Here is a 24,070-nt window from a genome sequence, read left to right as displayed (position 1 = left end):
GGGGGCCTCATGGCCGGGTGACGGAGCTCATGTCGGTGTCGTCCCACGCGGCCTTCGCCCCGCTGTGCCCGATGCGAGCGACCTGGACGGTCGTCCCGACCACCGCGACGACGGCGAGCACCGCCACGACGACGGTGACCGCCTTCTGCATCGAGTGGCCGTGCTGAGAGCGCCAGTGGATCGCGTACCCGATGACGGAGACGGCGAACAGCCCGATCATCCACGGCAGCAGGCCGTCAGCGAGCTGTGTGTGCTTCTCGAGCAGCGCGGAGGGAGCCACGTGCTTCTCGAGCGTCTCGCCCGTCGACGTCGACAAGGGGACGAGGACCAGGCCGATCAGGCTGATGCCGACCGGCAGGGGACCGGCCCATGCGCGGAACAGGGGCCAGAGAGCCGACAGCAGCACCGTGAGAGCAGCGAGCGGGATCATCACCACGGTCGCGTGGACGATCAGCGGGTGGAGAGGGAGTCCGTAGAAGTCGTTCGGCATCGGGGTGCCTTCCGTGAGGAGTTCGTCGAGGTAGCCGGTTCATCCGCCGGCGTGCAGCAAGAGCCTCGTTCGCCGCGCCTGACTAGAACCTGACCGGACGCCCCCAGGAGTACGCAGAAGGACGCCCCCGATCAGTCGATCGGGGGCGTCCTGGTGACGACGTCGCTTGCGGTACGTCAGCGCGTGATCGGTTCAGGAGACGGTGGGCTCGTGCCTCGTCCTGAGCTGACCACGTCGCTGGGTCCGGTCAGATGTCGTAGTAGTGACCGCCTTACCCGTGCTGACCTGCGGAAACTCCGTGCATCGCTGTGCTGGCGACACATCGGTGACACCGTGCTTCACGGTTTCCTCTGTCACGTCGTGCTGCGACGCAGTTCCCCGGAAACTCAAGGTTGGTCGAGGAAGTTTCGTTTGAGCCTGCCGCGCTATTACTTAGTAGGTGCGTACACGACTCGCGGCCAGATCCTATTGGGTGTCCAGAGCTGAGTCGGTGATCCGACCTACAGTATTGGTGTGCCGGACAGCCCCGACCTAGAAGCGGAACTGCGGAAGTTTGAGGGTCAGCTGGACGGGTTCGACCCCACTGGCTGGGAGATCGTTTCCCAGCACCGCAACCCGTGGGGGCAGATCCCGATGACCGGTGGCGGGAAATCTCTCGGAGGCAGGTCGCGGGAGTACATGGACCGTCTGCTCGCGACGCAGCAGCAACCTGATCCGAAGAGCCGCCGGCACCATTACGTCCCGCGGACGTACTTGAAGCGTTGGGGATTCGGTAAGCAGAACCGGCGCATCTGGAACCTGGATACCGTGACCGGAGAGGCGCGGGCTTTCTCGGTGAACGACGTGTGTGTGGAGGAGAACTTCTACCGGGTCATCGGCCCGGACGGGGAAGCGCACAACCGGGTCGAGGCTATGTTCGGTGTTGTCGATACGGAACTCGGCCGCATCCAATCGCTGTTCGAGCGGCTCACGGACCCTGAGGATCTGGAGTTCGATGACCTCATCGGTCTCGGCGTGACAATCGCGGTCCAGCGAATGCGGACTGCGCAGCAGCGCCGGCTGCGCCTACAGCACGACGCGTGGCTTGTCGCGCAGAACCCTGAGGAGTTCAAGTCCATCAAGGACCCCCTGAACCCGTTCCGGCTTGCCGGCATCCACACGGAGTTGCTATTCACGAGCATGTGGGAGGCGGCCGACGTGATGACGACCAGGTCCATCGAGGTCTGGGACGACCCCGAGGGCAGGTTCTGGACGTGCGATGCCCCGGTGTTGGTGCCGTTCCGTAAGAACAAGGGCCCGTCCCTGTTGGCGGCGCCGCACATCTTGTGGCCGGTGAACCCACACCGAGTTATTGCGTTGACGAATGAGCCGTCGGGGGAGAAGGCGGTCATCCGGCTGGCGACTCCGAAGGAGCGTGGTCTCGTGCGGCACGCGATCGAGCAGGGCCGAGAGCGGTGGATCTTTGCCTCACCGGAACAGAAGGACCGGCTGCCGAAGACGAAGAAGTTCGGTCGCCGGACGCAGATGCGAATGCGGTGCTCGCAGTGGACTCCACGCGGCCGGTACGTCGAACCGCCGGGTTGCTGTGTCGAGCAGTCTGACGGGTTCTCTGTAGGTCCAGACGTTGCTCTTTGCGAACAGGGGCTGCACGTGGACGCGCCGGCGATGTGGGAGCACGCCTGATGGCGGTCCATCTGGGCGACTTCGAGGATCTGTCGGAGCGGTGTCGAGGATTCGGCGGTGGCGGAATGGCCGGTTTCCTTGCGGATGAGCGCATTGGTGCCCTCGGTTGGCCCGAGGACGTGGTCGAGCAGTGGCTTTACTGGTTCGCCGGATGGAGTTCCTTCCAGGCCGACTATGGTCACGTGGACCTGACCTCCATCGAGTGGCACGACGAACTCATTCCGTCAGAGGCGTTTTTGACGATGCCGACCGGCCCTTCGGACGGCGACCTGCTAGACGAAAACGCAGAGAACGCCGAGCACCGATTGGAGTCCCGCAAGCATCTGGGAATCCCTGCGTACTGGGATTCTCATGGGACGTGGATGCGACGGCCGCTCCTGATCGACCGCGCGGCGCTGTACCCGGCTGGGAATGGGCTCCAGGTCATCGAGGGCCGCACCCGGGTGGGGATCCTTCGGGGCCTCGTCCAGCGCGGCCGGTCGGTTGCCCCGGAGCACGCTGCTTGGGTCGCGCAAACTCGCTGAGGCAGAACCTCAGGTGCCTCGATTCGGCATCGCGTACAGGGGCCTGCGAGTTGCGATAGGAAGACATGGTGGCGACGTCCCTAGACGCCGGCGAGCCCGAATCGTCTGGCGCTCGGTGGGTAGCTACTTCGGGAAGGGCTCACCGACCGGCCACGGGTCTCCCAGATTGAACCACTCGGCCTGCGGTCGCTCGGGGTCGACGAACGTCATGCGTCCGTCCTCAACGATGGATCGCCTCCAGATCGGGAACCCGTCCACAGCGAATTCCGGATCGGGGTGCTCCCAGATCGTGTGCTGCTGCGTGCCCACGAAGGCGGGGTGGAGGTTCTTGACCATTAGAACGGCCGAAACGCCGCGGTGGTCCCAGCGGTCACCCCTGTACCAGTAGCCGTCGGGCTGTCGGGCCGTGGCGGTCTCCTCCGTGCCGTCGGCGTGGGTGCGGAACTCCACGACCTCTGAGCCGTACAGGGCGTTGAGCATGTCGTGGTCGTCGAGAGAGATGCTGCTTGAGGCGACAGCAACGACGAATGGCGCGTTGAGGGAACCGTAGGCCGAGCCCTTGTCAGTCAAAGCGCCCCGGATGCCGTCCTCGTCCTGGACCCAGTGGGCTTCGCCGCCTCCGAAGATGCCGAGCGGACGTGCGCCCTTCCTGCCACGTGCCTCGGGTGATCTCGGCACGGCCCGGAAGCCGATCTTCCAGCCTGCGTCCTCATGGACGTAGCCGGGAAGGTCGTCGCGACGCTTGCCCTCGGCGAGTGTGTGTTGGTCGGGGTCCAACCCCGTGAGCCACCTCTCCAATTGGCTTCGCAGGGGCCTTGCGCGTAGCGGAGCCTCGCCTTGCTTGAGGACGTCGATCCAGAGGAAGAAGTTCGGGCTGTCCATCTTGTCGAGCGATTCGTAGACCGCGTTCACCCGGGCAGACTTGCCGACCGCGACGTCGCTGGATGAGGCTGATCGTGCTTCGACATAGATCGACCGCCCGTCCTTTTCGGCAAGGAAGTCCGGTCGCCGACTCGTCCCTTCGAGTTCCGGGTGGCAGGTCACGGCGTAGCCCATCCGAAGCAGGCATTCGTGTACGTATAGCTCGAAGAACGCCCCCTTGGACTGCCGGTCATCCTTGGACCGCAGACGTCCCCGAACGTCGGCTTGTGCGTCGGGGCAGAGCCGAGAGAACCAGTCCTCGATTAGGGCACGAACCTGATCCCAGTACGGCCCGGAGACGCGGTCGAGGAACTGCGCATGGCTGTCCCCGTGCGACGCCGGGGAAGGATCCGTGCGATTCACTGCTGAGAAGATTGTCATCTTCCCTATCCCACCACGCTCAGGGAACAACCGAGGGCATACGAGGTAGGGCCGAGTATCGACGTCAGCTACGAACCGCTCCGGGACCCCATCGCCATGCAGTTTCCTTTGAGCAAACGCATTGCAAGACAACGTCGTTCAACCACGACTGCCCCTTCGTTGCGGGATAGTGGAGCTGTCGGTCTAGCCGAGCAGCATGAGTCAGAGGGTGTCCTCGTGCTGCCGACATCGCGCACGTACCAGGAGCAACAATGACGAAAGCCAAGGCGCCCGCCAAGGGCCAGGCGGCAACCGCTCTCGCTGCGCTGACGGCCGCGCAGTCCGAAGAGTACGCCCGAACCCACCAGCGGCTGAGCATCCACGACTACCTCCCGGTGACCTTCCACGACGGCGCCTCCAAGGCAAGCAAATGCGAGTGGAGCTCGCACATTGCCGCCAACCTCACCCCCGAGGAGGCGGGCGCGCTCGCCTGGGTGCTCATCGACACGATGATGCAGGTCCGCTTCGGCCCCGCCACCCCCCTGTATGACACGTGGCGCGGACACACTCTCGCAGGGACCAAGATCCCGCCAACACACGACAAGACCATCGCCTCGTTCATCGAGCCGGTCTTCGGGCTGCCGGCCGCGCCGAAGAGCAAGGACCACCTCCACGGCCACGTCGGCGAGTGGCTCTGGCACCTTCTCACCAAGGACAAGACGGCCGTCCGCGTCCAACCCGACCCTAAGGGCGACGTCACCGACGCCGGCGCCGACGGGTTCTCCATCTACGAGAACGCCGCTGGCGCGCTGCGGTTCCGGCTGTGGGAAAGCAAGAAGAACACAGGGACCGGGCCGCTATCGACCAGCCTCAGCAAGGCGTACAAGCAGATCGCGGACAACGGCCAACGGTACGTCGCCAAGATCGTCGGCACATTCACGCCAGGTTCCTACGACGACGAGACGCTCGCGTTCATAGCCGAGGTCCCCGCCGCGTGGACTCAAGGCGACGAGCTTGTCGGCGCCGGAGTGACGCTCGCGACCCACCAGCCGCTGCCCGACAAGCCGTTCAAGAAGATGAGCAAGAAGCTGCCGCTCCTCGACAAACCCGGCCAACTGCGCGGCCTCGCCACCAGCATCGGCTGCTACGACGAGCTCGCTAAGACAGTGCGGAGGTACGCGTGGACCGCGCTCTAGCCGCCGAGCACCTCAACGCCGCCTTCGGCGAGGACCAGCTCACTGGGCTCCCCACCGTCGCCGAGCTCACCGACCTCATCGCCGAACTCGAGATCGAACTCGTTCGCGGCCTCACCAACAGCGGCTTCCGCGCCGACCTCACACCGCTGCGACGCACCGCCTGGTACCTGCACGGAATTGCCTCCACCGCCGAAGGGTTCCGGTACCCGCTCGAACAGCGTCGTCGCGCATTCGCCGTTAGCGCCCACGTCCTCGATCTCCTCCTCGAAGACCCAGCCGAAACCGACCGAGAGCGACTCGCCACCGCGTTCGCCGCCCAGGTCGGCTACCACCGCGCCGACGAGAGCCCCAACGCCGGCGCCATCCACCGCAAGATGCGCGACATCGTGAACGAAGCAGCCGAGTTCACCGACAGCGCAGACGTTGCACTTCAAGCCGGAATCCTGTTCCTCGGCCTCGACATGGCCACCCTCAACCGGCGGCTACGCACGTGGGCAGCCTCCGCCACGGCACTGACCCGCGGGACCGATCTCGACAGCCTCGACGGCACAATGTTCGGTCCGACCCAGCGGCTCCTGCGCGGCGTCGCCGACCTCGTCCACTACCTACGCGAAGGCAGCACCGACGCGCTCGAAGCAGCCCGCGGACACCTGCGCCTCGTCGTCAACGACGAAGTCGGCCTCAGCGACCTCGACACCCGCTGGGTGGCGGGACATCTGCTCCTCCTCGCCGACGGGCTCGCCGACAACAGCATCTGGGCAGTCCTTCCACCCGACCTCCCCGCAGCCGTCAAGCAGGCGTTCACTCTCGACCAACAGCCCATCTTGACACTGTGGCCGCCCCAGCGCGCCCTCGTCGCCCACCCGACCCTCAGCCCCCTCGACCCCGCCACCACCCGGCTGCTCGTATCCGTCCCGACCAGCGCCGGCAAGACGCTACTCGCACAGCTCATCATCTGCGCTCACACCGCACTCGACGACCGCGACGTCTGCTACGTCACCCCACTGCGAAGCCTCGGCCGGGAGATGCGACAAGGACTCCGATCCCGGCTGCGCTACCTCGACCGACGAATCGGCGCAGACCTCCCCGACGGCTTCGGCGCCAAAGTCCTGTTCGGCGACGACACCATCGATGACGAAGAAGGCACTGGGCAGCTGCCGCAGGTCGAGGTCATGACGCCCGAACGCCTCATGAACGCGCTGCGGCAGAACCCACAGGAAATCCTGAGCCGGTTCAGTCTGTTCATCATCGACGAAGTCCACCTCATAGCCGAGACCGGCGGGCGCGGACTGCTGCTCGAAGGACTGCTTTCCCTGCTCGACGCCAGCGGCGCACGACTCATCCTCCTCTCCGGCGTGATGGGCAACGCCGCATCCCTCGCCGCATGGACTTCCGCCGGACAATCCGAAGTGTTGTTCACCGACGAGTGGAGAGCGCCACGACGGTTGCACGTCCTCATGGGCACCGACAAAATCGAGGAGAGTCGCACCGACACCCCTGCTAGCCGCCGCGGTGTTAAGGACAAGACCCGCTACGACCTACGGGCCCACCTAGCGGTTCGCCCCACCAACGCCACCGAGCGGCACCTGGCCACCAGCAAGAAAACCCCCATCGGGCAGCTCGTCCTCGGCCCCGACAACAAGCGCATCACCGGGAGCGGCAACACCTCCACCGCCTACTCGACAACCGCCAAGACCGCCACACTCCTGCTCCGCGCCGGCAGCCTCCTCATGGTCGTCTCTCAGCGAGCCACCGCACGCGATGCAGCGAAGGTCATGGCCGACCAACTCGATGAAGACCCGCGCTCCCAAGGCCTTGCCGACGCCCTCGCCGCACGCCTCGGCGAGGACCACCCCCTCGTCGGCACGGTCCGCAAGGGTGTGGCCTACCACCATGCCGGGCTGCCGGTTGAGGTACAAGAAGCCGTCGAAGACGCGATCCGCAGCGAGACCATCAAGGCCGTCGTCGCAACCAGCACCCTGACCGACGGCGTGAACCTGCCCGTCCGCACCGTTGTCATCGCCACCACCGAGTACGACGGCCAGGACCCCGCGTTCCGAATGACGGCCGCCCAACTTCTCAACGCCGTCGGCCGCGCCGGCCGCGCCGGCAAGGAGTCCGAAGGCTGGATCGTCCTGGCGTTGCAGAAGGCGCTGAGCGGCAGCGACTTCGACCGGCTCACCCCTGGCCCCGACGAGCTGGAGGTCCGCTCGACCGTCGCCAAGCCGTCTGCTCTTGAAGCTCTTGCCGAAGCCGAAGCGTTGGTTGCGCAGACACAGGGCGCGATCCTGCAGCTGACCCCGGACAAGGAGGCCGGAGGCTTCGTCAACTACGTCTGGTTCATCCTCCACGTCCTGGACCACGTGCCCGATCTCGCAAGCACCCGGACCTGGCGTGACGTTGTAAAGCGTCTTTTCGCGTTCACCCAGCTTCCCGAAAACCTCAAGGACCGGTGGATGGCACTCGCAGAACTCGTCGTGGGCGAGTACGAGCAGACGCCACCCGCGTCACGTCAACGTTGGGCGCAAGCCGGAACCAGCTTGGCCTCGGCTGCCGTGATCGAGGCGATCGCCGAGGAGCTTGCCGACCATGTGCAACAGCTCGGAGGCCTTGATGAGCAAACGCTCGCGGAAACTCTCGACGTGCTCACCAGCCAAGGCGTGTACACCCGGCTGCTGAATCTGCCCGAGGCGAAGACGTACTGGCGCTTCCGAAAGTCACCCAGAGGCGCGGACATCGACGTCGATACCGACGCCGTGATTCGTGACTGGATCGCGGGACGAACACTCACCGAACTAGCCAACACCCACCTGAACACTGCGGTGCAGGACTCGGCCTTTCGACTCGAGCAGATGGTCGACGTCATCAGTGAAGGTGTCCAGCACTACCTGGCGTGGACCGTCGGTCTGGTCGTCGTCCAGGCCAACGACATCCTGCTGTCCCGGTTGAGCCCCGTGCAGCTCTTCTCTAACACCGCTGCCCACTTGCGATACGGCGTCGACACCCCTCTCGCGATCGATCTCCTCGTCAGAGACGTAAAGTCCCGGACCCTGGCGCAGCACCTAGGGCGCATCGCTGAAGATGCCGGACTGGACGAGGAAGGCTTACGCGACTACTTGAGCAACCGGCACATCCAAGGATGGCGCACTGATCTCGGAGCGACCCCGACCGATGTTCTCGACCTGCTCCAGTACGTCCAGGGCACAGACCGACACAAGCTGGCCGAGATGATGGCAACCGGCGCCGTCACCGCTCAGTCTCGGCTTGAGGGTGACGAGCACGTCGACCCGACATCGGTGACCGTGGCCGCGTCGGACGACGGCGATGAGCTCAAGATCGTGGCCGAAGACCGCTCGATTCTTGGGGTTATCGTTGCGCGTGATCACGCAGGCGTCTTAGCGGTGCTCGACAGCGGCCTGCTCCTCGACTTCACCCTAGAAGGAACCACCGTGACGATTACACGCGCGGCGGCCGGTCAACTCAGTTTCCTGTAGCCCCGCGCGGTTGCCCGCATTCGGTCGCGCTGAGCGTTCAATAGCTAGACGATCGCTGCGAGTAGTCTCAGCCTGTCGGCGTCGACGAACAGACCGGTTGGCGGTACGGATGCACCGAACTCGCGCCGCTCGAGCTCTCGGCGTGCTCTTCCAGTTGACAGTTCGCTGGTCAACTGATTACTTCGCGGGCGTCGGGGCCGGATGGAGGGCTGTAGAGGACAGGTTGTGGGTGCGCTGGGTCACCCAGACGAGTGTCTTGCATTGGGCTCGCGGAATCTCGTTGAGCAGACTCATAATCGCGGGACCTGTCGTCGCACGACCGGCGGTTGCGCCTGCTGATCGGTCGTGGGCAGCGGGCGTTTCGAAGTCCGGCGGTGAGGGGAGAAGCCTTCAACAGAGTTTCCTGCCGGGCTTTCGGCCAGTGGCCGGCTCAGCGCGGTGTCGATCGCGTTGCGGGTTCGTTCACCAGACGTGGGCATCAGGTGGGTGTAGGTCCGCAGGGTGAAGCCGGGATCGGCGTGGCCGAGGTATTCGCTCAGCGCTTTGATCGACTCGCCTGCGTCGAGCAGCGTGCTGGCGTAGAAGTGGCGGAGCGGGTGAGTGCCGTTCTCACGCTTGGTTTCGATGCCCGCCTTCTCCAGGGCCGGACGCCAGAGGTAGGTGTTGAAGTAGTTGCGGTTGAGTGCGCCTCGCTCCCGCGTCGTCAGAAACAAAGTGAAGGTACGTTCCGATCCGTCGAGTCGGTCCCACGGAAGTGTCACCTCACGAGGCGGGTAGCGAGTCATGTGCTCGTTGATCGCGTCGAGCACGGAGTCGGGCAGGGGCACGCGCCGCGTCTTGCGTCCCTTGGGCAGGCCGAAGAGCTGCCTGTTGCTGGCACGGAGTTTGACCTGGCGGACGATCTCGATCTCGCCCTTCTCGATGTCGATGTCGTCGGGGGAGAGGCCAAATATCTCGCCCTGCCGCAAGCCGAGGCCGGCGCCGAGTTGAGCGACCAGTTGGTAGCGGTCGGGGAGGGCGCTTCGGACGTTCGTGACTTGTCCGGCCGTCCACGGCGTGAGCTTGCGCTGCTCGGGCTTGGGCTGACGCACCGAGGAGGCCTTGCACGGGTTCTTCTGGATCAGCGCGTCCTCCACGGCCGCGGTGAAGACGGTGGAGACGTTCGCGAAGATGACCTGTTGATAGGTGGGGGCCAACTCGGACAGGCCACGAAGCCAGGTCTGGATGGTGGACGGCTTGACGTCGCTCAGCAGTTTCGCGCCGAGGCCCGGATAGGCGTGCAACCGTAGACGCAGTTCGACGGCCTCTCGAGTGCCTTCGTCGAACGTCTGAGCTTCCAGCCACTCCGAGTGTAGTCCTTGAAGCTGACCTTGCCGGCGTCTGGATCGAAGTATTGGCCTCGCACGATGTCGGCAGACACCGTGGCCGCGAAGCGGTTGGCGTCCGTCTTGCGGGTGAAGGTCTTTGAGCGAGCCCCGCCGCCAGGCTCGCGCCACCGGACGATGTACCTGAGCTGTCGTTCGCCGTCTCGGCTGCGACGTACGCGACGGTCAATGGACGCCATGACCTGTCCCGCTGTTGTCGCGTAGCCAGGAGCGCACGTCGCTCGGGTCGTAGCGGAGGTAGCGCCCGACACGGAAGGCTGTCGGACCAGTTCCCTTGTGCCGCCACTGGTAGAGCGTGTTGACGGGGACGCACAGGTATTTGGCGACCTCCTCGACCGTCATCAGGCGGTCGAGGTTGGAGCGCTCGTCCATGTCGAGTCCGTCGGCGCCGCTGGTTCCTTTGGCCCCGGTTCGGCTGTTCATGTGACTTCGCCGGTCTCGGGGTCGAAGTGGCGGTAGAACTCGTCCTCGGCCTCGCGTCGGCGTTGTACGTCGGCGAGGACGAACTCCACGAACTCGGCGTCGCGGTTGAGGATGGGTGTGTCCTCGACAGGCTCGCTGGGTGCTTCACCGGGCCAGACGGTCTGGCGGGTGGGGCGGTCGCGGTCGAGTTTGGTGCCGGAGGCGGCGACCCAATCGCGCAGGCGCTGGCGTGCGTCGGCGAAGTCGCGATGCCAGCCGAGCGGGGCGGACCCGTTCTGGTCGGGGTCGTAGGCGCAGAGCCAGTGCAGGTGCAGGGCGGAAAGTTCCCAGACCAGCTCGGGGTGGTTGTACCAGGCGGGCGGAATCACCGAGACAGGGAGCCCGTAGGTGCGGCGGCGCCAGTTGACCCATGCGTTGAGCTCCAGCCATTCGACCTCCGCCTCGTCAGCTGTGAGGAGGTTCCAGTTGATCGGGTGCGGCGGTTCGGCCATCTCCGGGTCGCCGTAGCTGGTCTGGTCGTAGGTGGCGTTGTTCTCCAGGTCGGCCGGGTCGGGCTCGGGCACGTACTCGCTCATCGTGGGTGCCTCACATGCCTATCGCCGGCGCGGTGCTGGACCGCTGCGGCTGAGCGGGAGCGTCGAAGCCGTTCGCGTCCCGCTGCGCTGCGGTGTGCTCGACGGCCTGTCGGGGTGTGCGGTCGATGTCGTACTGGGTCCGGGCCATGTCGTGCCCGAAGCGGCTGACGATGAACTCCTCGGCCTCGACGGTCTGGCCGTCCTTCTCGTAGGTGTAGGCGTGGACCTGTCCGATCGCGATGAGCTTGTCGCCCTTGCATAGCCGGCCGATGCCCTCCTCGGCGGCCTTGCGGAACGCGGTCATGTCGTGGAACGTCGGGTCGAGTCGGGTGAACGATCCGTCCGGCTCCTGACGGGAGTGCTCGATGCCGATCCGGCAGTAGAGCCGGGCGACGCCTTCGCTGGTGTGGGTCAGGCGGGGATCGGTGGCGATGAACCCGGTCACGGCCTGCTGGGTCTCGATGCTCATCAGCGTGTTCCTGTCTGCTCACGCAGCCGATCGACGACTGCTACGACAGGCAGGTGCGCCGGCTACCCCTCGGGGCTGGATCAGGAGGACGCGGGACGTCGCAGGAGGGCTTCGATCTCGACGCGGTCGGCGCGGAGCTGTTTCGCGTCGGGCCGGTCCGGCCAGGCGCGCAGGTCGGTGACGATGGGTGGCGCGGAACGAAGCAGGGTGACGCCGGTCCCGAAGGGGAGCGTCCTGACGCGGTCGGGCGGGAGGATCGGGACGCGACGGATGGAGCGTTGGTTGGAACGTGAGCCGTGGTCACCGAGGGTCACGCTGTCGGTGTATTCGTCGCGTTCGCCGATGAGTGTGGAGAGGTCTTGGATGCAGCGGTGTTGATACGCCGTCGTAGGTGAAGCCGCTGTTGTCCTTTGTCAGGATTACTAGCGGTTGTCCTCCGCTCCAGCCGATCCCGACTCGCACGTCGTACTCGTCGTTGCCGGTCGCTGCGGCCGTGACCCGGATCAACGCCATGAAGTCGGCGATAGCGCACTCGATGGCCGCCGACTCAACCTGGGAGCCCTCGAAGTAGCCATCGCTGCTCATTCGATGCCCGCCGACCGCAGCAGGCCTTCTGTGACTCGCGCACGCCGTAGACGATGAGACCGCCAGCACTGTTCGCCATCGCGGCCACGTCCTTGGGAAAGTCCGTCTGCGAGAGCCCTTTCGCGGGCGGTAGATCGGACTTCCAGTCCAGGTCGTTCGTCTCCGCCCGGTGGAGTGCTGTAAAACTCATGGCCCAAGACTAGGGACGACGTGCAGATCGGGTCGTCTCACTCGAATGTTCACCGACCAGGGTGCATGCCGTCTGACTACCCGTGAGGGCTTCACCTGTCCGCAATCAGGCGTATCGTCGATATCGAGGTTGGATATCCAACATGACGCGCCGCTTGCGGCAGACCCTCCGGGTCACTCTCTAACGCACCACCTCGCCGGTCACATCCGTGCGAAAGAGAGGAACGCCATCATGATCCGGCTTCTTTGGGCGGCGAGCGTAGGCACTCGTGATTACCTGCGCTTCTACATGCCCACCAACATCGCTCTCGACGCGATCCGCACCCGCCGGGGCCGCAGGTGGGGTGTCCCAGCCATGCTCATCGCGGTCCCGTATGTGTTCGCCGCGAGCATCTGCACCGCGCTCCTGGCTGACGGCGGGCCAGGCTGGCTCAACATACTTGTGCTGCTGTTTATCTGGAACGCGATGAAGTTCGCCTTCATGGGGCCAGTCAGCCTCGTCTTGTTGATACGAACCAAGGTCCACGAGTACGCCGAACAGCGCGACACGGCCCGATCCGCGTTGTCTGGAGTGGCGCCGAGACTCGTCGGCCGCTGCCGGAGCAGAATCGGATGGTCAGATGGTCCGCTGAGCTCTGAAAGGTTGCGGCACGTGCCCTCAGCATCCCGGCGGTGAAGTCGCTGTGGACGCGTGCTCGCAATCAGTGTGCTTGGCCTACGTGCGTACAGGACCGAAGATGCCGTAGATGCATCCACCGGCGAGTCGTGAAGCGCCCCAGGTTTGATGCCGCTCCTGTTTGAGTCCAGGAGGATGAGCAGCATGCCGAAGAAGATCGATCCGCAGGTCAAGGAGCGGTGCGTGCGGCAGGTGCTGGAGCACTTGCCGGAGTACTCGTCGTTGACAGCGGCCGCTGAGGTCGTGGCCCGTCGTGAGGGTCTGGGGAAGGAGACTGTGCGTCGGTGGGTCGTCCAGGCGCAGGTCGATGGCGGTCTGCGTCAGGGAGCCACCAGTGAGGAATTGGCTGAGATCAAGGACCTGAAGGCGAGGGTCCGACGGCTCGAGGAGGACAACGAGATCCTGCGCCGGGCCTCGATTTTCTTCGCCGGGGAGCTCGACCCCCGCAACCGTTGATCGTCGCGTTCATCGACGAGCTGCGGTCCGAGGGCCATGCGGTCGAGTCGGTCTGTCGGGTCTTGCGCGAGCAGGGCTGCCAGATCGCCGCACGGACCTACCGAGCCTGGGCCAGCACCAAGCACCCGATCGCTGCGCGCACGATCAGCGACGCCGCTGTGATCGACCAGGTCCGCGAGCTGGCCTGGCGCATCGACCACGAGGGGACGCGACGCATGACGCCCGAAGGGCTCTATGGGCGCCGGAAGATGACCGCGCTGGTGGGCCGCACCCGCCCCGGAGCTTCACCCGGATCGGTCGACCGAGCGATGCGATCCCTAGGCCTGCAAGGGATCCGACGCGCCAAAGGTGTGCGAACCACGATCCCCGGTAAGGACGGCAGGCGGGCCAGGGACCTGCTCGATCGCGACTTCACCGCCGCCGCGCCGAACCAGACCTGGGTCATGGACTTCACCTACGTCCGCACCTGGGCCGGGTTCGTCTACGTCGCGTTCGTCCTCGACGTCTTCGCGCAGCGAATCGTGGCGTGGAACGTCGCTGCGACCAAGGCCGTCGAGCTGGTCGACGTGCCTGTGCGGATGGCGCTGTGGCAGCGCGGCCGCGAGGGCCACCCGGTGGTCCGGGGCGAGCTGATCGGTCACGCGGACGCCGGGTCGCAATACACCTCGATCGTGTTCACCGATCACCTCGCTGACGAAGGAATCAAGCCGTCGATCGGATCAGTCGGCGATGCCTACGACAACGCGCTGATGGAGTGCATCATCGGGCTCTACAAGACCGAGTGCGTCCGCACCGCGATCTTCCACGCCGGGCCCTACCGGACCATCGCCGACGTCGAGTACGCCACCGCCGGCTGGGTCGATTGGTACAACAACCGCAGGCTCCACAGCACCATTGAGATGATGAGCCCAGTGGAGTACGAGCAAGCCCACTACGCAGCCCTCAACCGAGAGCTGCACCCCGTATAGGAACGGCCGAGAACCTGGGGCGCTTCAGTCGTTCGTTTAGGTGACAGTTGTGACCTATGCGTGCGGCAGTTCCGTGCGTGGGTGCGTGGCGATGGTGGCACACCATGAGAGTGTGGGTTTGATCATGGAGGAAAGGCATAGATGAGCAGGATCTCTATCGGTTCGCGCACCGTGACGACATCGGAGGTGCTGCGGAGCTACTGGACGGTGGCCACCGAACGTCAGCGGGTGTACCACGCTCGATTGGCTGGCCTGCCAGCACCTTGGACCGATGACGAGATCATCTCTCGGTACAGGTTCACCAATGCTTACCGCGCCGCCGATCGTGTGTCGCAGGATCTGATCCGTGCGCAATACGTTGGGTCGCAGCAGCCGGAGGATCTGTTGCTTCGCACCCTCCTGTATCGGTTCTTCAACAAGCCCTCCACCTGGGCCGCGCTCGAAGCAGCCCACGGTGACGCCACTTGGGCCTCGTTCGACGTCGAAGACCTCGCCGAAACGCTCGACAGCATGCTGGCGCGTGGCCAGCGCGTCTACTCGGCGGCTTATATCGTCCCGCCGCCGCCCTTCGGGGCGGCCCGAAAGCACCGCAACCACTTGCTTTTGGTTGACCACATGATGCGCGATGGTCTGGCAGGAAAGTTGGCGCGAGTCGGATCCCTGCGGGAGGTATTCGAGACCATCAGTTCCTATCCTTCGCTCGGCCCGTTTCTCGCTTATCAGTTGACGGTCGACCTGAACTACTCCACGCTCATTGATTTCGACGAAGACGACTTCGTCGTAGCCGGTCCCGGTGCTCGCAGTGGGATCGCCAAGTGCTTCCCCGACACGGCCGGCCTTTCGCCCGAAGCGATGATCCGATGGATGGCTGACACCCAGACCGACCAACTAGCGTCCCTGGGCTTCGACTTCCAAGACCTGTTCGGACGACCGCTGAAGCTGATTGACTGCCAGAACCTGTTCTGCGAAACCGACAAGTACGCTCGAGTGGCTCACCCCGCGCAACGCGGTGTCGGGAACCGCACCCGAATCAAGCAGCAGTTCGCCGCCGCGGGAGCCTTGAATGCGCCATTCTTTCCGCCCAAGTGGGGTCTCGACACCACCTGCAATTCCGGTGCAGCCCTCGCTCACGCCATCGCCTGACCTCTGACTTGCTCGCGGAGTCCTCTGCTGGGTCATCCGACCGGGTTTCGCTACTGGTGGTGGACCGTGGCCAGACCGGCATCTCTCAGAGCCTCGAGGATGAAGTCGTGCGTTTCCTCGGGGCTGTGCGCGGGCACGTATGCGACGTTGCCCGTGTGGCGGGCGGCGAGGGTGCGGTAGCCGTCGGCTACGCCGTCGACGTTGTTTAGGTCGGCCTCGCGTGGGGTGAGGAAGAGGAACACGATTGATGCGGTGACGGGGGCCCAGATGCAGTCGATCAGGTCGCGGAACGCGGATTCCGAGAGCCCGGTATTGGGGACGTCGCCGCCGTACCAGCCGTAGGCCATGGTCGACCACCACCAGCGGTCTAGGACCAACGAGCCGGTGCGTGCTGCGTCGATGATCTTGGAGATGTTCTCGCTGTGACTGGCGAGATGGGTGAGCTGTCGGGCGAGTCCCGACTCGGGACAGTTCGTTTCCAGCAGCGCGTAGAGCTGGCGTGAGAAGTCGGTGAGTCCGGACGGCATGTGTGTGAAGAGCGTGGTTTCGGTCGAGACCCGAGCACGGAGGAGCTCAAGCTGTGTCGACTTGCCTGCCTTGTCGAGGCCCTCGAACACGATTACCGAGCCGCGAGTCAGATTGATCTGCGATGGACTCATGGTGGGCGGCTGCCTTTCTAGTGATTCGGTGACTTGGGTCTGTGGTTGAGGGCTGTGGCCCGAGATCGGTAGCTGGGCTTTGGTTGGACTCTGCGGACGTGATCGCTAGCTCCTCGGTGCGGTGAAGGTCAGTGATCGGTCGTTGAGGTCGACGTGGACGGTACCGCCGTGGTGGTGTTGCAGTTCGCGGAAGACGCGGTAGCCGGCGAGGATCGCGTATTCCCAGTCCATAGCAGAGCGCCGGGAGACTTCGAGATGAGCGGTCATCTTCTGGCAGGCTTTGATCACATCGATCGGAACGCGGTCGCTGGTGGCGAAGAGGCTGTGCGAAACGGCGACGGAGAAGACGTAGGCGGTGAGACCTTCCTCGACCACGGCGGAGCGGCCTCCGTCCTGGACTCGGTCGAGGTCTCGGTCGCTGGAGCGTTTGACGTCGAGCAGGCCGCGCATCGTGGGTGACCAGCCCAGCACGGCGAGGTGTCCGAGGTGCAGGGCGTCGTGGTAGCGGTAGTCGTCACTGTCGTCGCTGTTGTCATCGAGGGGATCGCCCACAGCGTTGGTTCCGCGGTAGATCCGCACAACCGGCACGGGCTCGCGTCCGCGGTCGTGCTCGATGGTTTCGACGAAGGTGATGTCGAAGCTGCGGGGGATCTGCTCGGAAGGGTCGCGTCCTTCGTCGAAGAGCGGGTGCGGTGGGGGAGTGTCGGGGCGGAGGAATCGTTCCTTGGTTTTGCGGAGGTTGTCGGCTAGTACCTCGTCTAGGTCGAGATCGCAGCGTCGGGCCAGGGCGGCTGCGTACCAGATGAGGTCGCCGAGTTCTTCGTGGACTTCCTCGCTGAACGCGCGGTATCCAGCCTGGTCTCGTTGCCGCTTCTTGTACTCGGCCGAGAGGTTGCCCACCTCGCCGGCCAGCCCCAGGAGTGGGAGCCCGAGATCGGTGGGGTCCAGGACGTCTGTTTCGGCGGTGAGGCGCTGGTACTCGCCAATGTTCATGGTGTGGTTCTCCTGCTCAGATCACGACGACGGCGGCTTGGACGGCATGGGCGATCAGATAGTTGGTGGGGAGCCAGCCGTAGCCTCCGGCGCCCCAGTACTTGCTCCAGCTGTTGCGGATCAGGAGCAGGCGGCCGTGGTCCGGATCAGTGGTGGCCCCAACGATGAGGACGGCGTGATAGTCGCCCGCGGGGCTGCGGATGTCAGGGATCTCGATCAGCCCTTCGGCGGACGCGTTCTCGAACTCGGTGGTGACCTCGACCACCAAGATGACCGGACTCCCGGCCGCGAGAGCATCCTCGAGATCGTCCTCAACTCCGTCGTGAGCAAGGGCCAGCTCCTCCATCGTGGCGGTTCGCCATGGCGAGGTGCCGGCTGCGGGCGGCGGGAGTTCGGTTCCCGCGCCCAGAAGGGGGTTCCAGGGCCAGTCTTTCAGGGGAGGTTGACCGGTCGTTGTGAGCGCGTCACCAGCATCTTCCAACAGCATGCCGCCGGCCGAGACCTGTGCGAGCGACGACGCGCGCCACCAGATCGCTTCGGGAGCCATGGCCGGATCCGAGTTACTCGCGGCCACTGCCTCATGCGCCAAGCTCAACGCGAACGGCACGCAGACCGGCCGAGCACCCTGATCCATCAGGATGCTCGAGACAAGGGGTCGCAGATCCACCGGCTGCCGAGCCGCCTGGCCGGCTGTGGAGACGTTCGGTCCTTGGGCCGTCATCGTCGATCACCCCGGTCACCGCCCCGGCCACCGGCCCCGTCGTTGCCCGGGTCGTCGCGGTCACCCAGGTCGTCTGGTTGGGCCAGGGCCCACTGCAGAAACGTGCGACGGTGCTCTTCCTGGGGCGTCGGGCTCACCCGCACCTCTAAGTGGAAGGTGGCAGCGGCTGGCGCGTGCGGATCGAAGGGCAAGCTGTAGGTCAGATCCAGTCCGAGGGATCCCTCGCCGGTCGATCGGAGCGCAACCAGTCGCTCACCGGTGGCGGCGGCTGGAATGGTCGAGGGGTCCAGGGCGGTCCATGAGCCGGCCGCTTCCTCCAGGTGGCCGTTCAGGGATTCAGGCAGCGCCAGGTCTCGACGGCCAGCGATCGCGCGACGCACGGCACGGACCCGAGACGGAGGGACCTGCGCCCACCCGGCGGTGAATCGGTCATCGACCTCCCCCAGGGAGGCCGGCGTCACCTCGAGTGCGGATCGTGCTTCACCGATCTCGGGTCGGTCGTCCCCGCCACGGTCGCGCTCCTCGATCCCGTCGGCGGCGTCCAGGTTGCGAGCGTCGAACGTGGCGGGGTGGCCCGAGCCTCCGTGATCGTGGAGTAGGCGCCGAGCCGCGGTATTGCCGGGTACGCGCATCAGTGCACGGTTTACCGCTGCGGTCGAGCGCGACCGCCGGGCTTCCCCTCGTGCGGGTCGTGCAGCCCCGGTGGCGGAGAAGTCGAAAGCGAACGGCTCGGGGGGCGGACTGTCCTCACGCGTGCTGCGTTCAGTGATCTCATCGGGGGTCATCCAGCGGTATCCGGTGGTTCGGTTCTCCGGCAGCGTGAGGACGACCTCGTCGCCTTCGGTGAGCGCGACCTCGCCGCCGCTCGCTCCGAGGTCGACGGGCCAGACGTCGACCGGCCCCCGGGGCCGATGGCCGTGGCACAACTCGGTCTTGATCTGCATCGGTGTGCGTGCGAGAAGCCCATCTCGAGTGGAGGGGCTGATGATGTCCAGGTTTGAGAGTTGTCGAACGGCGGCCTCGTAGCTTGCTCCCATGTCGCGTGCGGTGAGGTAGACCGCGGGCGCGGTGGCGCTGGCGTCGGAGGAGATCCCGTGGCGAGCGCCGGTCTCGAACACCAGCGGTGGCGGCATCAGGAGCTGCCCGGCGAACAGCTGTGCCAGCTGTTCGCGGTCAGCGGTGGGATGGAAGATGTCGTCGTCGGTGTCGAACGCCGGCTCGTTGAAGTCCAGGATCCAGTGCCCGATCTCGTGGGCGGCGGTGTAGCGCTGGACCGAGGGGCCGCGCTGGGTCGTGAGCATGATGCCGCCGGTCCCCTTGGGCAGGGTCGCGCCCAGCAGGGAGTCCAGGCGGTTGAAGACCAGCCACAGGCCGAGTCGGTCGATGATGTCGAAGACGTCGATCGGCTCCTCCTGGTCGATGTCCAGGTCGTTCAAGAGCTCATCGGCCGCCTGCAGAGCGTGCCGTCGCCGAGCCAAGGAGGCCATACCTATTCACCAGGCCCAGGGTCGGTCGTCGCTGATGCGTCTCGGGTGCGCGTGCGTCGCGGGGGCGGGCTGCCGACTCTGTTCCGCAGACCTGGAGGCGCCTCACCTGCGGCCAGGAACTGCGCGAACCGGAGTACCTGTTCCTTGTCTTCCTCCGACAGGTTGGCGGTAGCCCGGAACAGAGCCTGATTCTCGGCGCTGCCCTCGTCGACCGTCTCGGGGCCTTCTCCCAGGAGCCAGGCAACCTCGCGCTGATACAGACGAGCCAGCCGCCGGAGCTCCAGCGCAGTGACGTTTCGCTTCCCCGCCTCCATGGCGATCACGCTTGTGCGGGGGATACCGAGTGCCGATGCCACATCTTCTTGAGTCAGGCCCAGGGTTTCGCGCGCGGAGCGCAGACGATGGGCGACTTCGATCTGCTCAACCCTGCCCGCACCCTTGCCCGCAACCGTCTTCTCGGCCTTGCCGCTGCTCTCGCCGGCGTGGTGGTCCACCATCAGTGAGCCCATCCTTTCTGTTCAGCATTTCAGACCCGTCCTTTGTCACACGGCTGCGATGAGCCGCACCGGATATCCGATTCCTCACCGCCTTCGCGAACCCACGGGTGTGCCGATGCCGACCCCTGTTGCGGTGCCTGTCACGGGATCAACCGCTTCGCCCACAACCACGACGAATGCGACTGCGAAGGTGCCCTCGTGAGTAAGCGACAACGCGACACGCCTCACCCACCGCTCTCGGGCGATGGCCCGAGCGCTCCCATGCAGCTCAAGGAGCGGAGGCTCACCCTCGATCGAGACCACTTCGATATCGATGGGGTCGATCTCGCCGATCCCACGCCCAAGAGCCTTCATCGTCGCTTCCTTGGCCGCCCACCGGGCCGCCAACCGGGGGATCGATCCCGCGCAATAGCCCTGCTCGGACGGGGTCCAGCACAAGTCCATGAAGGACGATCCCGACGACTCGATCATCTCGGCGAGCTGCCCGGCGTCCACCATGTCGACCCCCACCCCGAGCAGCACGTCGACCCCTACTCTGGCGCCGAGGCTGGCTCCGGCCAGGCCCGCGAACTCGGTCTCGACCCACTCCTCGACCCCGGCACCCAACTCGACACCCTTCTCGACGCCAAGCGCTGAACTGGCGACGGCTGGGTTCGGGAGGGAGGTCATGCGGTTGCCGTCCGCGCTGCGGTGATTAGCTCGGTGAGACCGGCCTTGGTATAGGTGCCCTGTTCGGTGTCGGCCATGGTGGCGTGGACGACAAGCTCGCCCACCGCGTAGCCGGACTGTTGGGCCAAGAAGCACAGCAGCCGGCTCAGGCCGAGAAGGTTGCCGTACGCCTTGGTCACCAGGTACTGGTGCCGGTAGACCGCCGCCATGCTCAGGCGACCATCGAAGACGGTCAGGTCGATGTGCACCAGGCACGGGAATCCACGCGAGCGGCGGTCACTGGCCGCGTAGACCTGCACCCCTGCGAGGGAGTCCTCGATGAGGCCCTCGCCCTCGCCGCCGATGACGATGTCTTCGAGGTTGCGTTTGCGTTGGTTGAGATCGTGCGCTCGTCGCAAGGTCGTGACGCGATCCGCGAGCTGATTGCGGCCACCGCCGGTCTTCCCGGGCCAGCTGATCATGCGGCCGAAGTAAGTCCCCCGAGCGTTAGCTGGGTCAGTGAGCAGGATCGGCAGCATGTCGAGGTAGGCCTCGTACAGGTCGCTGGCCGCGAGGTCGAGCGTCTCCTTGTCTGCCGCTTCCAGGGCCGAGGAGTAGACCAGGTGCGGGTCGACGAAGAGGTCGGAGGGGAAGATCGTGCCGGCGACGGTGTCGACTTCTTGGACGCGAGTGCCCGCACGGTTCCCGCCGTCGAGGACCGCATCGACCGCAGCCCGGATGCGCGGGTCTTCGGGTGCGAGTGGGTTGGTCACCGTGCTCATGACGTTGATGGCGTATCCGCCCACTTCCTGGACGTGCTCGAGGGTCCGCAGCCAGGCCTCGCTGACGGATTCGGCCGGTTCGATGTAGTCGCTCACGCGGTGGTGACTCCCTGCTTGTTGGCGATGGCGTTGGTCAATAGGTTGGCGAGCCCGGAGATGCTGCGCAGGCTCTCCCGATCTGTCACCTTGGACAGTCGGACGAGCTTGCTGCCGTAGGCGTCGGTCACCTTCCCGATCAGCCACACGGCGAGGTGACTGGTGATGCGCAGGCTCCCGTCGCCATGCTTCTCGCCGAGCTGAAGATCGGCGTCGGAGAGGTTCTTGAGCGCTCCGAGAAGCGATTCGAGAACCTGCTGGAGCTCGGGCTGCCCCGCGGCCTTCAGGTGGGCGGGGTCCAGGCCGGGGACAGCGGCGACGCGGGCCTTGAGCGAGGTTGGAGGCTTGGCTGTCCCGGTCGAACCGGTCGTTGTACTGGGAGTCGTACCGGTCGGCGAAGCCGGAGGTGCTGCCGGCGCAGGCGCCGGCGACGGGAAAAAGGGTGACCCCTGTCCCGTTCCTCCGCTACCCACGTTCGATGCCATGACATCAAATGTCGCATTTTCCGACATTGAAGTCAAGGAGGTTGCGCTTACCTCTCACCGTGAGTCAGTTGTGAACCGGACAGCGCCGGCCGAGCAGTAGACACCGAAGGTGGTCAGGGAAGGTCCCTAACGACGCGGGTCGCGACTGGGTCGGTCAGAGTTGTCCCATGGGGACTAACGGGCTGCCTGGGCACCGCGGCGAGCAGTATCTGGCTGAGCGACGGGCTCTTCGTGCCGCCGAGGACGTCCTTCTCGCCGCGGGATGCAAGGTCGTCGAGGTCCCTTCAAGCTTCGATGACGGCCTCGACCTGTTCGTCGCGTTGACCAACGAGCACAGCGTGGAGCCCTACATGGCCGCGGTGCAGGTCAAGGGCGGATCGTCGCATCATCGGCGGATCGTGATCGGGAACCATCGCGTCTACTGGCGCGACCACACCCTCCCGGTTTTCGGGGTCGTGCACGACGGGGAGCGCGGCTACTGGGCAGACCTCACCCAGACCCTCAACGAAGAGGCGCTGGACGAGACGACGCGGACCAACGGGCCAGGCGCGAGTGTCGCCACGGCCGAACCCCTTGACATGAGCTTCCCAGCAGCGATGCGTGAGGCCTGCGAGCGACGCCACGCCACCCGCGACCTGCTGGACCTGCTCTCCGACGATGCGACGCGGCAGGTCACCGCAGTCGTGGCGGCCAGGTCGTTGCCCGACGACCCGCGGGTCGCGCGCCTGCTCAGGTTGCGCCTGACCCAGCTGGACCGTGCCGCCACCTCGCTAGCGCTGGAACATCTGGTCAGGCTGGCTCCAGACGTCCTAGCCCGCGAGCCCTTTGATGCCGCCCTGCTCGACATCCTCCTGACGCGTCTGTGGAGCTGGGACACCGACGATCACAACGAACCTGGACTCAGGCGCCTCGGCACGAAGGAAGCGGCACGCACATCGATGCGCCATCTCTACGAGTGCCTCGTGCGCCAACCCGGCGCCACCGATCAGCTGTGCGAGGTCTACCGCAGCACCGGCGACCCCAACATCGCCTACCTCTCAGGACATCTCCTGGCCGCGGTCTACACCGAGTGGGACCTGCCCTTCGACGAAGCGCGGGTCGTCCTGACCTCGGTGGATCGCTGGGCGGACACCTTCGAGACCGTGGAGCTCCTCAGCGTGATGAATGAAGGCGGGGTGGAGTTCGACATCTGAGGCGCTCCTGTCGCGCCGGTCAGCCCAACACCACTTTATGGGGCTACTCGGCGATGAACAGTGCCTGGAACTCTGCGTTGCTGAGGACGGTGAAACCATGGCCGAGCTTCACCACCCACTCGCCGGCCTCGACCACGACGCGGTCGACGCGACCGTTCAGATTGGTCACCTCGAGCGGGCCGCGCGCGTTGGAGTAGCTCCCGGCACCGGTTCCCTTGACGAGTTCGGCGATCTCGGCTTCGTTGACGCTGCGGGCGTACTGGATCGCCTGGGCGGGTGCACGCAGTTGGTAGGTCCCCATGGTTCTTGAGAGTAGACGGGAGTGCCGGCAGGTCCGGACGACAGGTTCAGAGCCACCCACCCCGCGGGCATTGTCAGCGGGCCGTGTCCGTGTTGCGGGCTAGGCGGGTCTCGGTTTCGGTCTTCCACTGCGCTGGTGCCCACTTCAGCATGCCTTTCTCATCGACGTGCTGCGGCGCGATCGCGAGGAGCGTTCCGACGAAGTCGGCCAAGGTCAAGCCGGCTGCTGCGAGTTCAGGCATCCGATGCTTCGCGGCAGCGCTGCCAGGGAGGCTGGACCAGCCGTTGTACAGGGAGGAGGCAAGGGCTCTCACCCGCTCGACGAGCTCAGGGTTTCTATGGTCCTCTGCGGGTTCGCCGGTTCGCAGATTCACGGCGCCGAGTTCGGCCGCCCATCCGGCGAGGGGAAGCGCAGGGTGCTCTTCCACCACAAGAGCAAACCCGTTGGCACAGCGCATGCCACCCGCGACCAGACCCATCGAGTGCGCGCCGGGGACCAGCGTCGGGCCCCGTGCGCCGCGCCCGCGATCGGTGACCACGGTGGCCACCTGCGCGTAGCGGGCGTGGCTGCTCGTTCGGTGGGTCCAGTCGTGGGCGTGGGAGTGCACGCGCAGGACCGGCGTGGCGCCCGCCGCGGCGGCCTGCTCAAGTGCCCAGTCCATCGAGCGTTGG

General features: G+C 65.5%; 25 protein-coding genes. 8 read left to right on the top strand and 17 right to left on the bottom strand.

The window, feature by feature from the left end; genetic code table 11:
- Nucleotides 1-7: 7 nt before the first annotated feature.
- Entirely contained in the window at nucleotides 8-490 is a 483-nt protein-coding gene (locus DX116_RS15270) for a DUF2231 domain-containing protein (protein WP_119705079.1), read from the bottom strand.
- A 513-nt stretch (nucleotides 491-1,003) separates the two neighbouring features.
- Here DX116_RS15270 and DX116_RS15265 point away from each other — a divergent pair.
- Together DX116_RS15265 and DX116_RS15260 are read left to right on the top strand one after the other, a co-directional pair.
- Nucleotides 1,004-2,173 carry a DUF4238 domain-containing protein gene (locus DX116_RS15265; RefSeq protein ID WP_119705078.1) on the top strand — a complete coding sequence of 390 codons (1,170 nt, stop codon included), beginning with the start codon at nucleotides 1,004-1,006 and terminating at the stop codon, nucleotides 2,171-2,173.
- On the top strand, nucleotides 2,173-2,697 hold the full coding sequence (locus DX116_RS15260) for a hypothetical protein (RefSeq protein WP_119705077.1): 525 nt from the start codon (nucleotides 2,173-2,175) through the stop codon (nucleotides 2,695-2,697). Before DX116_RS15265 ends, DX116_RS15260 begins: the two co-directional genes overlap by 1 nt.
- A gap of 123 nt (nucleotides 2,698-2,820) precedes the next feature.
- Here DX116_RS15260 and DX116_RS15255 read toward each other — a convergent pair whose 3' ends face one another.
- Nucleotides 2,821-3,999 carry a hypothetical protein gene (locus tag DX116_RS15255; protein WP_147393684.1) on the bottom strand — a complete coding sequence of 393 codons (1,179 nt, stop codon included), beginning with the start codon at nucleotides 3,997-3,999 and terminating at the stop codon, nucleotides 2,821-2,823.
- Between the two features lie 251 nt (nucleotides 4,000-4,250).
- Here DX116_RS15255 and DX116_RS15250 point away from each other — a divergent pair, with 251 nt between their 5' ends.
- The gene (locus DX116_RS15250; protein WP_119705075.1) at nucleotides 4,251-5,174 is read left to right on the top strand and encodes a hypothetical protein; all 924 of its coding nucleotides are present in this window, start codon (nucleotides 4,251-4,253) and stop codon (nucleotides 5,172-5,174) included.
- Nucleotides 5,159-8,668 (top strand): DEAD/DEAH box helicase, encoded by a 3,510-nt coding sequence (locus DX116_RS15245; RefSeq protein ID WP_119705074.1) that lies wholly within the window; start codon nucleotides 5,159-5,161, stop codon nucleotides 8,666-8,668. The genes DX116_RS15250 and DX116_RS15245 overlap by 16 nt, the downstream gene beginning before the upstream one ends.
- A 290-nt stretch (nucleotides 8,669-8,958) precedes the next feature.
- On the opposite strand, the gene DX116_RS15240 is transcribed toward DX116_RS15245, so the two are convergent.
- From DX116_RS15240 to DX116_RS20520, 5 genes are all read right to left on the bottom strand, one after another.
- Nucleotides 8,959-9,951 (bottom strand): tyrosine-type recombinase/integrase, encoded by a 993-nt coding sequence (locus tag DX116_RS15240; protein ID WP_199716094.1) that lies wholly within the window; start codon nucleotides 9,949-9,951, stop codon nucleotides 8,959-8,961.
- A 267-nt stretch (nucleotides 9,952-10,218) separates the two neighbouring features.
- Nucleotides 10,219-10,476, bottom strand: coding sequence for a helix-turn-helix domain-containing protein (locus DX116_RS15235; protein ID WP_233556814.1), 258 nt, complete (start codon nucleotides 10,474-10,476; stop codon nucleotides 10,219-10,221).
- Nucleotides 10,473-11,051 (bottom strand): hypothetical protein, encoded by a 579-nt coding sequence (locus DX116_RS15230; protein ID WP_119705072.1) that lies wholly within the window; start codon nucleotides 11,049-11,051, stop codon nucleotides 10,473-10,475. Before DX116_RS15230 ends, DX116_RS15235 begins: the two co-directional genes overlap by 4 nt.
- A gap of 10 nt (nucleotides 11,052-11,061) precedes the next feature.
- Nucleotides 11,062-11,520 carry a single-stranded DNA-binding protein gene (locus DX116_RS15225; protein WP_119705071.1) on the bottom strand — a complete coding sequence of 153 codons (459 nt, stop codon included), beginning with the start codon at nucleotides 11,518-11,520 and terminating at the stop codon, nucleotides 11,062-11,064.
- Between the two features lie 547 nt (nucleotides 11,521-12,067).
- Nucleotides 12,068-12,295 (bottom strand): AlbA family DNA-binding domain-containing protein, encoded by a 228-nt coding sequence (locus tag DX116_RS20520; protein WP_199716093.1) that lies wholly within the window; start codon nucleotides 12,293-12,295, stop codon nucleotides 12,068-12,070.
- A 231-nt stretch (nucleotides 12,296-12,526) separates the two neighbouring features.
- Here DX116_RS20520 and DX116_RS15210 point away from each other — a divergent pair, with 231 nt between their 5' ends.
- The 3 genes from DX116_RS15210 to DX116_RS15200 all read left to right on the top strand — a co-directional run bounded on the left by DX116_RS15210 (nucleotide 12,527) and on the right by DX116_RS15200 (nucleotide 15,537).
- Nucleotides 12,527-12,970, top strand: a complete 444-nt coding sequence (locus DX116_RS15210; protein ID WP_199716092.1) for a sulfate permease — start codon at nucleotides 12,527-12,529, stop codon at nucleotides 12,968-12,970.
- Nucleotides 12,971-13,114: 144 nt separating this feature from the next.
- Nucleotides 13,115-14,394 (top strand): IS3 family transposase gene (locus tag DX116_RS15205; protein WP_119705670.1). Its coding sequence is split into 2 segments (ribosomal slippage): nucleotides 13,115-13,388 and nucleotides 13,388-14,394, totalling 1,281 coding nucleotides; the frame shifts between segments, so codons are not numbered across the junction.
- A 141-nt stretch (nucleotides 14,395-14,535) separates the two neighbouring features.
- Nucleotides 14,536-15,537: a nucleotide kinase domain-containing protein gene (locus tag DX116_RS15200; RefSeq protein WP_119705070.1), complete on the top strand. Its 1,002-nt coding sequence runs from the start codon at nucleotides 14,536-14,538 to the stop codon at nucleotides 15,535-15,537.
- 50 nt (nucleotides 15,538-15,587) lie between these two features.
- On the opposite strand, the gene DX116_RS15195 is transcribed toward DX116_RS15200, so the two are convergent.
- From DX116_RS15195 to DX116_RS19780, 8 genes are all read right to left on the bottom strand, one after another.
- Nucleotides 15,588-16,196, bottom strand: a complete 609-nt coding sequence (locus tag DX116_RS15195; protein ID WP_119705069.1) for a dTMP kinase — start codon at nucleotides 16,194-16,196, stop codon at nucleotides 15,588-15,590.
- Between the two features lie 105 nt (nucleotides 16,197-16,301).
- Nucleotides 16,302-17,189 (bottom strand): nucleoside triphosphate pyrophosphohydrolase family protein, encoded by an 888-nt coding sequence (locus tag DX116_RS15190; protein ID WP_119705068.1) that lies wholly within the window; start codon nucleotides 17,187-17,189, stop codon nucleotides 16,302-16,304.
- A gap of 16 nt (nucleotides 17,190-17,205) precedes the next feature.
- Nucleotides 17,206-17,736: a C1 family peptidase gene (locus DX116_RS15185; RefSeq protein ID WP_158592011.1), complete on the bottom strand. Its 531-nt coding sequence runs from the start codon at nucleotides 17,734-17,736 to the stop codon at nucleotides 17,206-17,208.
- 170 nt (nucleotides 17,737-17,906) lie between these two features.
- Nucleotides 17,907-19,346: an ImmA/IrrE family metallo-endopeptidase gene (locus DX116_RS15180; protein ID WP_158592010.1), complete on the bottom strand. Its 1,440-nt coding sequence runs from the start codon at nucleotides 19,344-19,346 to the stop codon at nucleotides 17,907-17,909.
- Nucleotides 19,347-19,399: 53 nt separating this feature from the next.
- Nucleotides 19,400-19,894, bottom strand: coding sequence for a helix-turn-helix domain-containing protein (locus DX116_RS15175; RefSeq protein WP_119705669.1), 495 nt, complete (start codon nucleotides 19,892-19,894; stop codon nucleotides 19,400-19,402).
- An 84-nt stretch (nucleotides 19,895-19,978) separates the two neighbouring features.
- On the bottom strand, nucleotides 19,979-20,563 hold the full coding sequence (locus tag DX116_RS15170; protein WP_119705065.1) for a holo-ACP synthase: 585 nt from the start codon (nucleotides 20,561-20,563) through the stop codon (nucleotides 19,979-19,981).
- A complete protein-coding gene (locus tag DX116_RS15165; protein WP_119705064.1) occupies nucleotides 20,560-21,420 on the bottom strand; it encodes a hypothetical protein in 861 nt (286 codons plus the stop codon). Before DX116_RS15165 ends, DX116_RS15170 begins: the two co-directional genes overlap by 4 nt.
- Nucleotides 21,417-21,905, bottom strand: coding sequence for a hypothetical protein (locus DX116_RS19780; protein ID WP_147393683.1), 489 nt, complete (start codon nucleotides 21,903-21,905; stop codon nucleotides 21,417-21,419). The genes DX116_RS15165 and DX116_RS19780 overlap by 4 nt, the downstream gene beginning before the upstream one ends.
- A gap of 167 nt (nucleotides 21,906-22,072) precedes the next feature.
- On the opposite strand from DX116_RS19780, the gene DX116_RS15160 reads away from it, so the two are divergent.
- A complete protein-coding gene (locus DX116_RS15160) occupies nucleotides 22,073-23,098 on the top strand; it encodes a DUF4365 domain-containing protein (RefSeq protein ID WP_119705063.1) in 1,026 nt (341 codons plus the stop codon).
- A gap of 43 nt (nucleotides 23,099-23,141) precedes the next feature.
- Here DX116_RS15160 and DX116_RS15155 read toward each other — a convergent pair whose 3' ends face one another.
- Both DX116_RS15155 and DX116_RS15150 read right to left on the bottom strand, forming a co-directional pair.
- Nucleotides 23,142-23,399, bottom strand: coding sequence for a hypothetical protein (locus tag DX116_RS15155; RefSeq protein WP_119705062.1), 258 nt, complete (start codon nucleotides 23,397-23,399; stop codon nucleotides 23,142-23,144).
- Nucleotides 23,400-23,472: 73 nt separating this feature from the next.
- Nucleotides 23,473-24,060 (bottom strand): hypothetical protein, encoded by a 588-nt coding sequence (locus DX116_RS15150; RefSeq protein WP_147393682.1) that lies wholly within the window; start codon nucleotides 24,058-24,060, stop codon nucleotides 23,473-23,475.
- Nucleotides 24,061-24,070 lie beyond the last annotated feature (10 nt).

The sequence above is a fragment of the Aeromicrobium endophyticum genome (assembly GCF_003586285.1).
In the GTDB taxonomy this organism is placed as follows: Bacteria; Actinomycetota; Actinomycetes; order Propionibacteriales; family Nocardioidaceae; genus Aeromicrobium; species Aeromicrobium endophyticum.
This window is presented reverse-complemented; position numbering and strand designations above follow the sequence as displayed.

Coding starts and splice junctions, on each gene's coding strand:
- DX116_RS15160 (WP_119705063.1), top strand. CDS start 22,073: ATGGGGACTAACGGGCTGCCTGGGCACCGCGGCGAGCAGTATCTGGCT.
- DX116_RS15200 (WP_119705070.1), top strand. CDS start 14,536: ATGAGCAGGATCTCTATCGGTTCGCGCACCGTGACGACATCGGAGGTG.
- DX116_RS15195 (WP_119705069.1), bottom strand. CDS start 16,196: ATGAGTCCATCGCAGATCAATCTGACTCGCGGCTCGGTAATCGTGTTC.
- DX116_RS15175 (WP_119705669.1), bottom strand. CDS start 19,894: ATGGTGGACCACCACGCCGGCGAGAGCAGCGGCAAGGCCGAGAAGACG.
- DX116_RS15250 (WP_119705075.1), top strand. CDS start 4,251: ATGACGAAAGCCAAGGCGCCCGCCAAGGGCCAGGCGGCAACCGCTCTC.
- DX116_RS20520 (WP_199716093.1), bottom strand. CDS start 12,295: ATGAGTTTTACAGCACTCCACCGGGCGGAGACGAACGACCTGGACTGG.
- DX116_RS15270 (WP_119705079.1), bottom strand. CDS start 490: ATGCCGAACGACTTCTACGGACTCCCTCTCCACCCGCTGATCGTCCAC.
- DX116_RS15235 (WP_233556814.1), bottom strand. CDS start 10,476: ATGAACAGCCGAACCGGGGCCAAAGGAACCAGCGGCGCCGACGGACTC.
- DX116_RS15260 (WP_119705077.1), top strand. CDS start 2,173: ATGGCGGTCCATCTGGGCGACTTCGAGGATCTGTCGGAGCGGTGTCGA.
- DX116_RS15225 (WP_119705071.1), bottom strand. CDS start 11,520: ATGAGCATCGAGACCCAGCAGGCCGTGACCGGGTTCATCGCCACCGAT.
- DX116_RS15150 (WP_147393682.1), bottom strand. CDS start 24,060: ATGGACTGGGCACTTGAGCAGGCCGCCGCGGCGGGCGCCACGCCGGTC.
- DX116_RS15155 (WP_119705062.1), bottom strand. CDS start 23,399: ATGGGGACCTACCAACTGCGTGCACCCGCCCAGGCGATCCAGTACGCC.
- DX116_RS19780 (WP_147393683.1), bottom strand. CDS start 21,905: ATGGCATCGAACGTGGGTAGCGGAGGAACGGGACAGGGGTCACCCTTT.
- DX116_RS15255 (WP_147393684.1), bottom strand. CDS start 3,999: ATGACAATCTTCTCAGCAGTGAATCGCACGGATCCTTCCCCGGCGTCG.
- DX116_RS15210 (WP_199716092.1), top strand. CDS start 12,527: ATGATCCGGCTTCTTTGGGCGGCGAGCGTAGGCACTCGTGATTACCTG.
- DX116_RS15190 (WP_119705068.1), bottom strand. CDS start 17,189: ATGAACATTGGCGAGTACCAGCGCCTCACCGCCGAAACAGACGTCCTG.
- DX116_RS15230 (WP_119705072.1), bottom strand. CDS start 11,051: ATGAGCGAGTACGTGCCCGAGCCCGACCCGGCCGACCTGGAGAACAAC.
- DX116_RS15185 (WP_158592011.1), bottom strand. CDS start 17,736: ATGGCTCCCGAAGCGATCTGGTGGCGCGCGTCGTCGCTCGCACAGGTC.
- DX116_RS15170 (WP_119705065.1), bottom strand. CDS start 20,563: ATGACCTCCCTCCCGAACCCAGCCGTCGCCAGTTCAGCGCTTGGCGTC.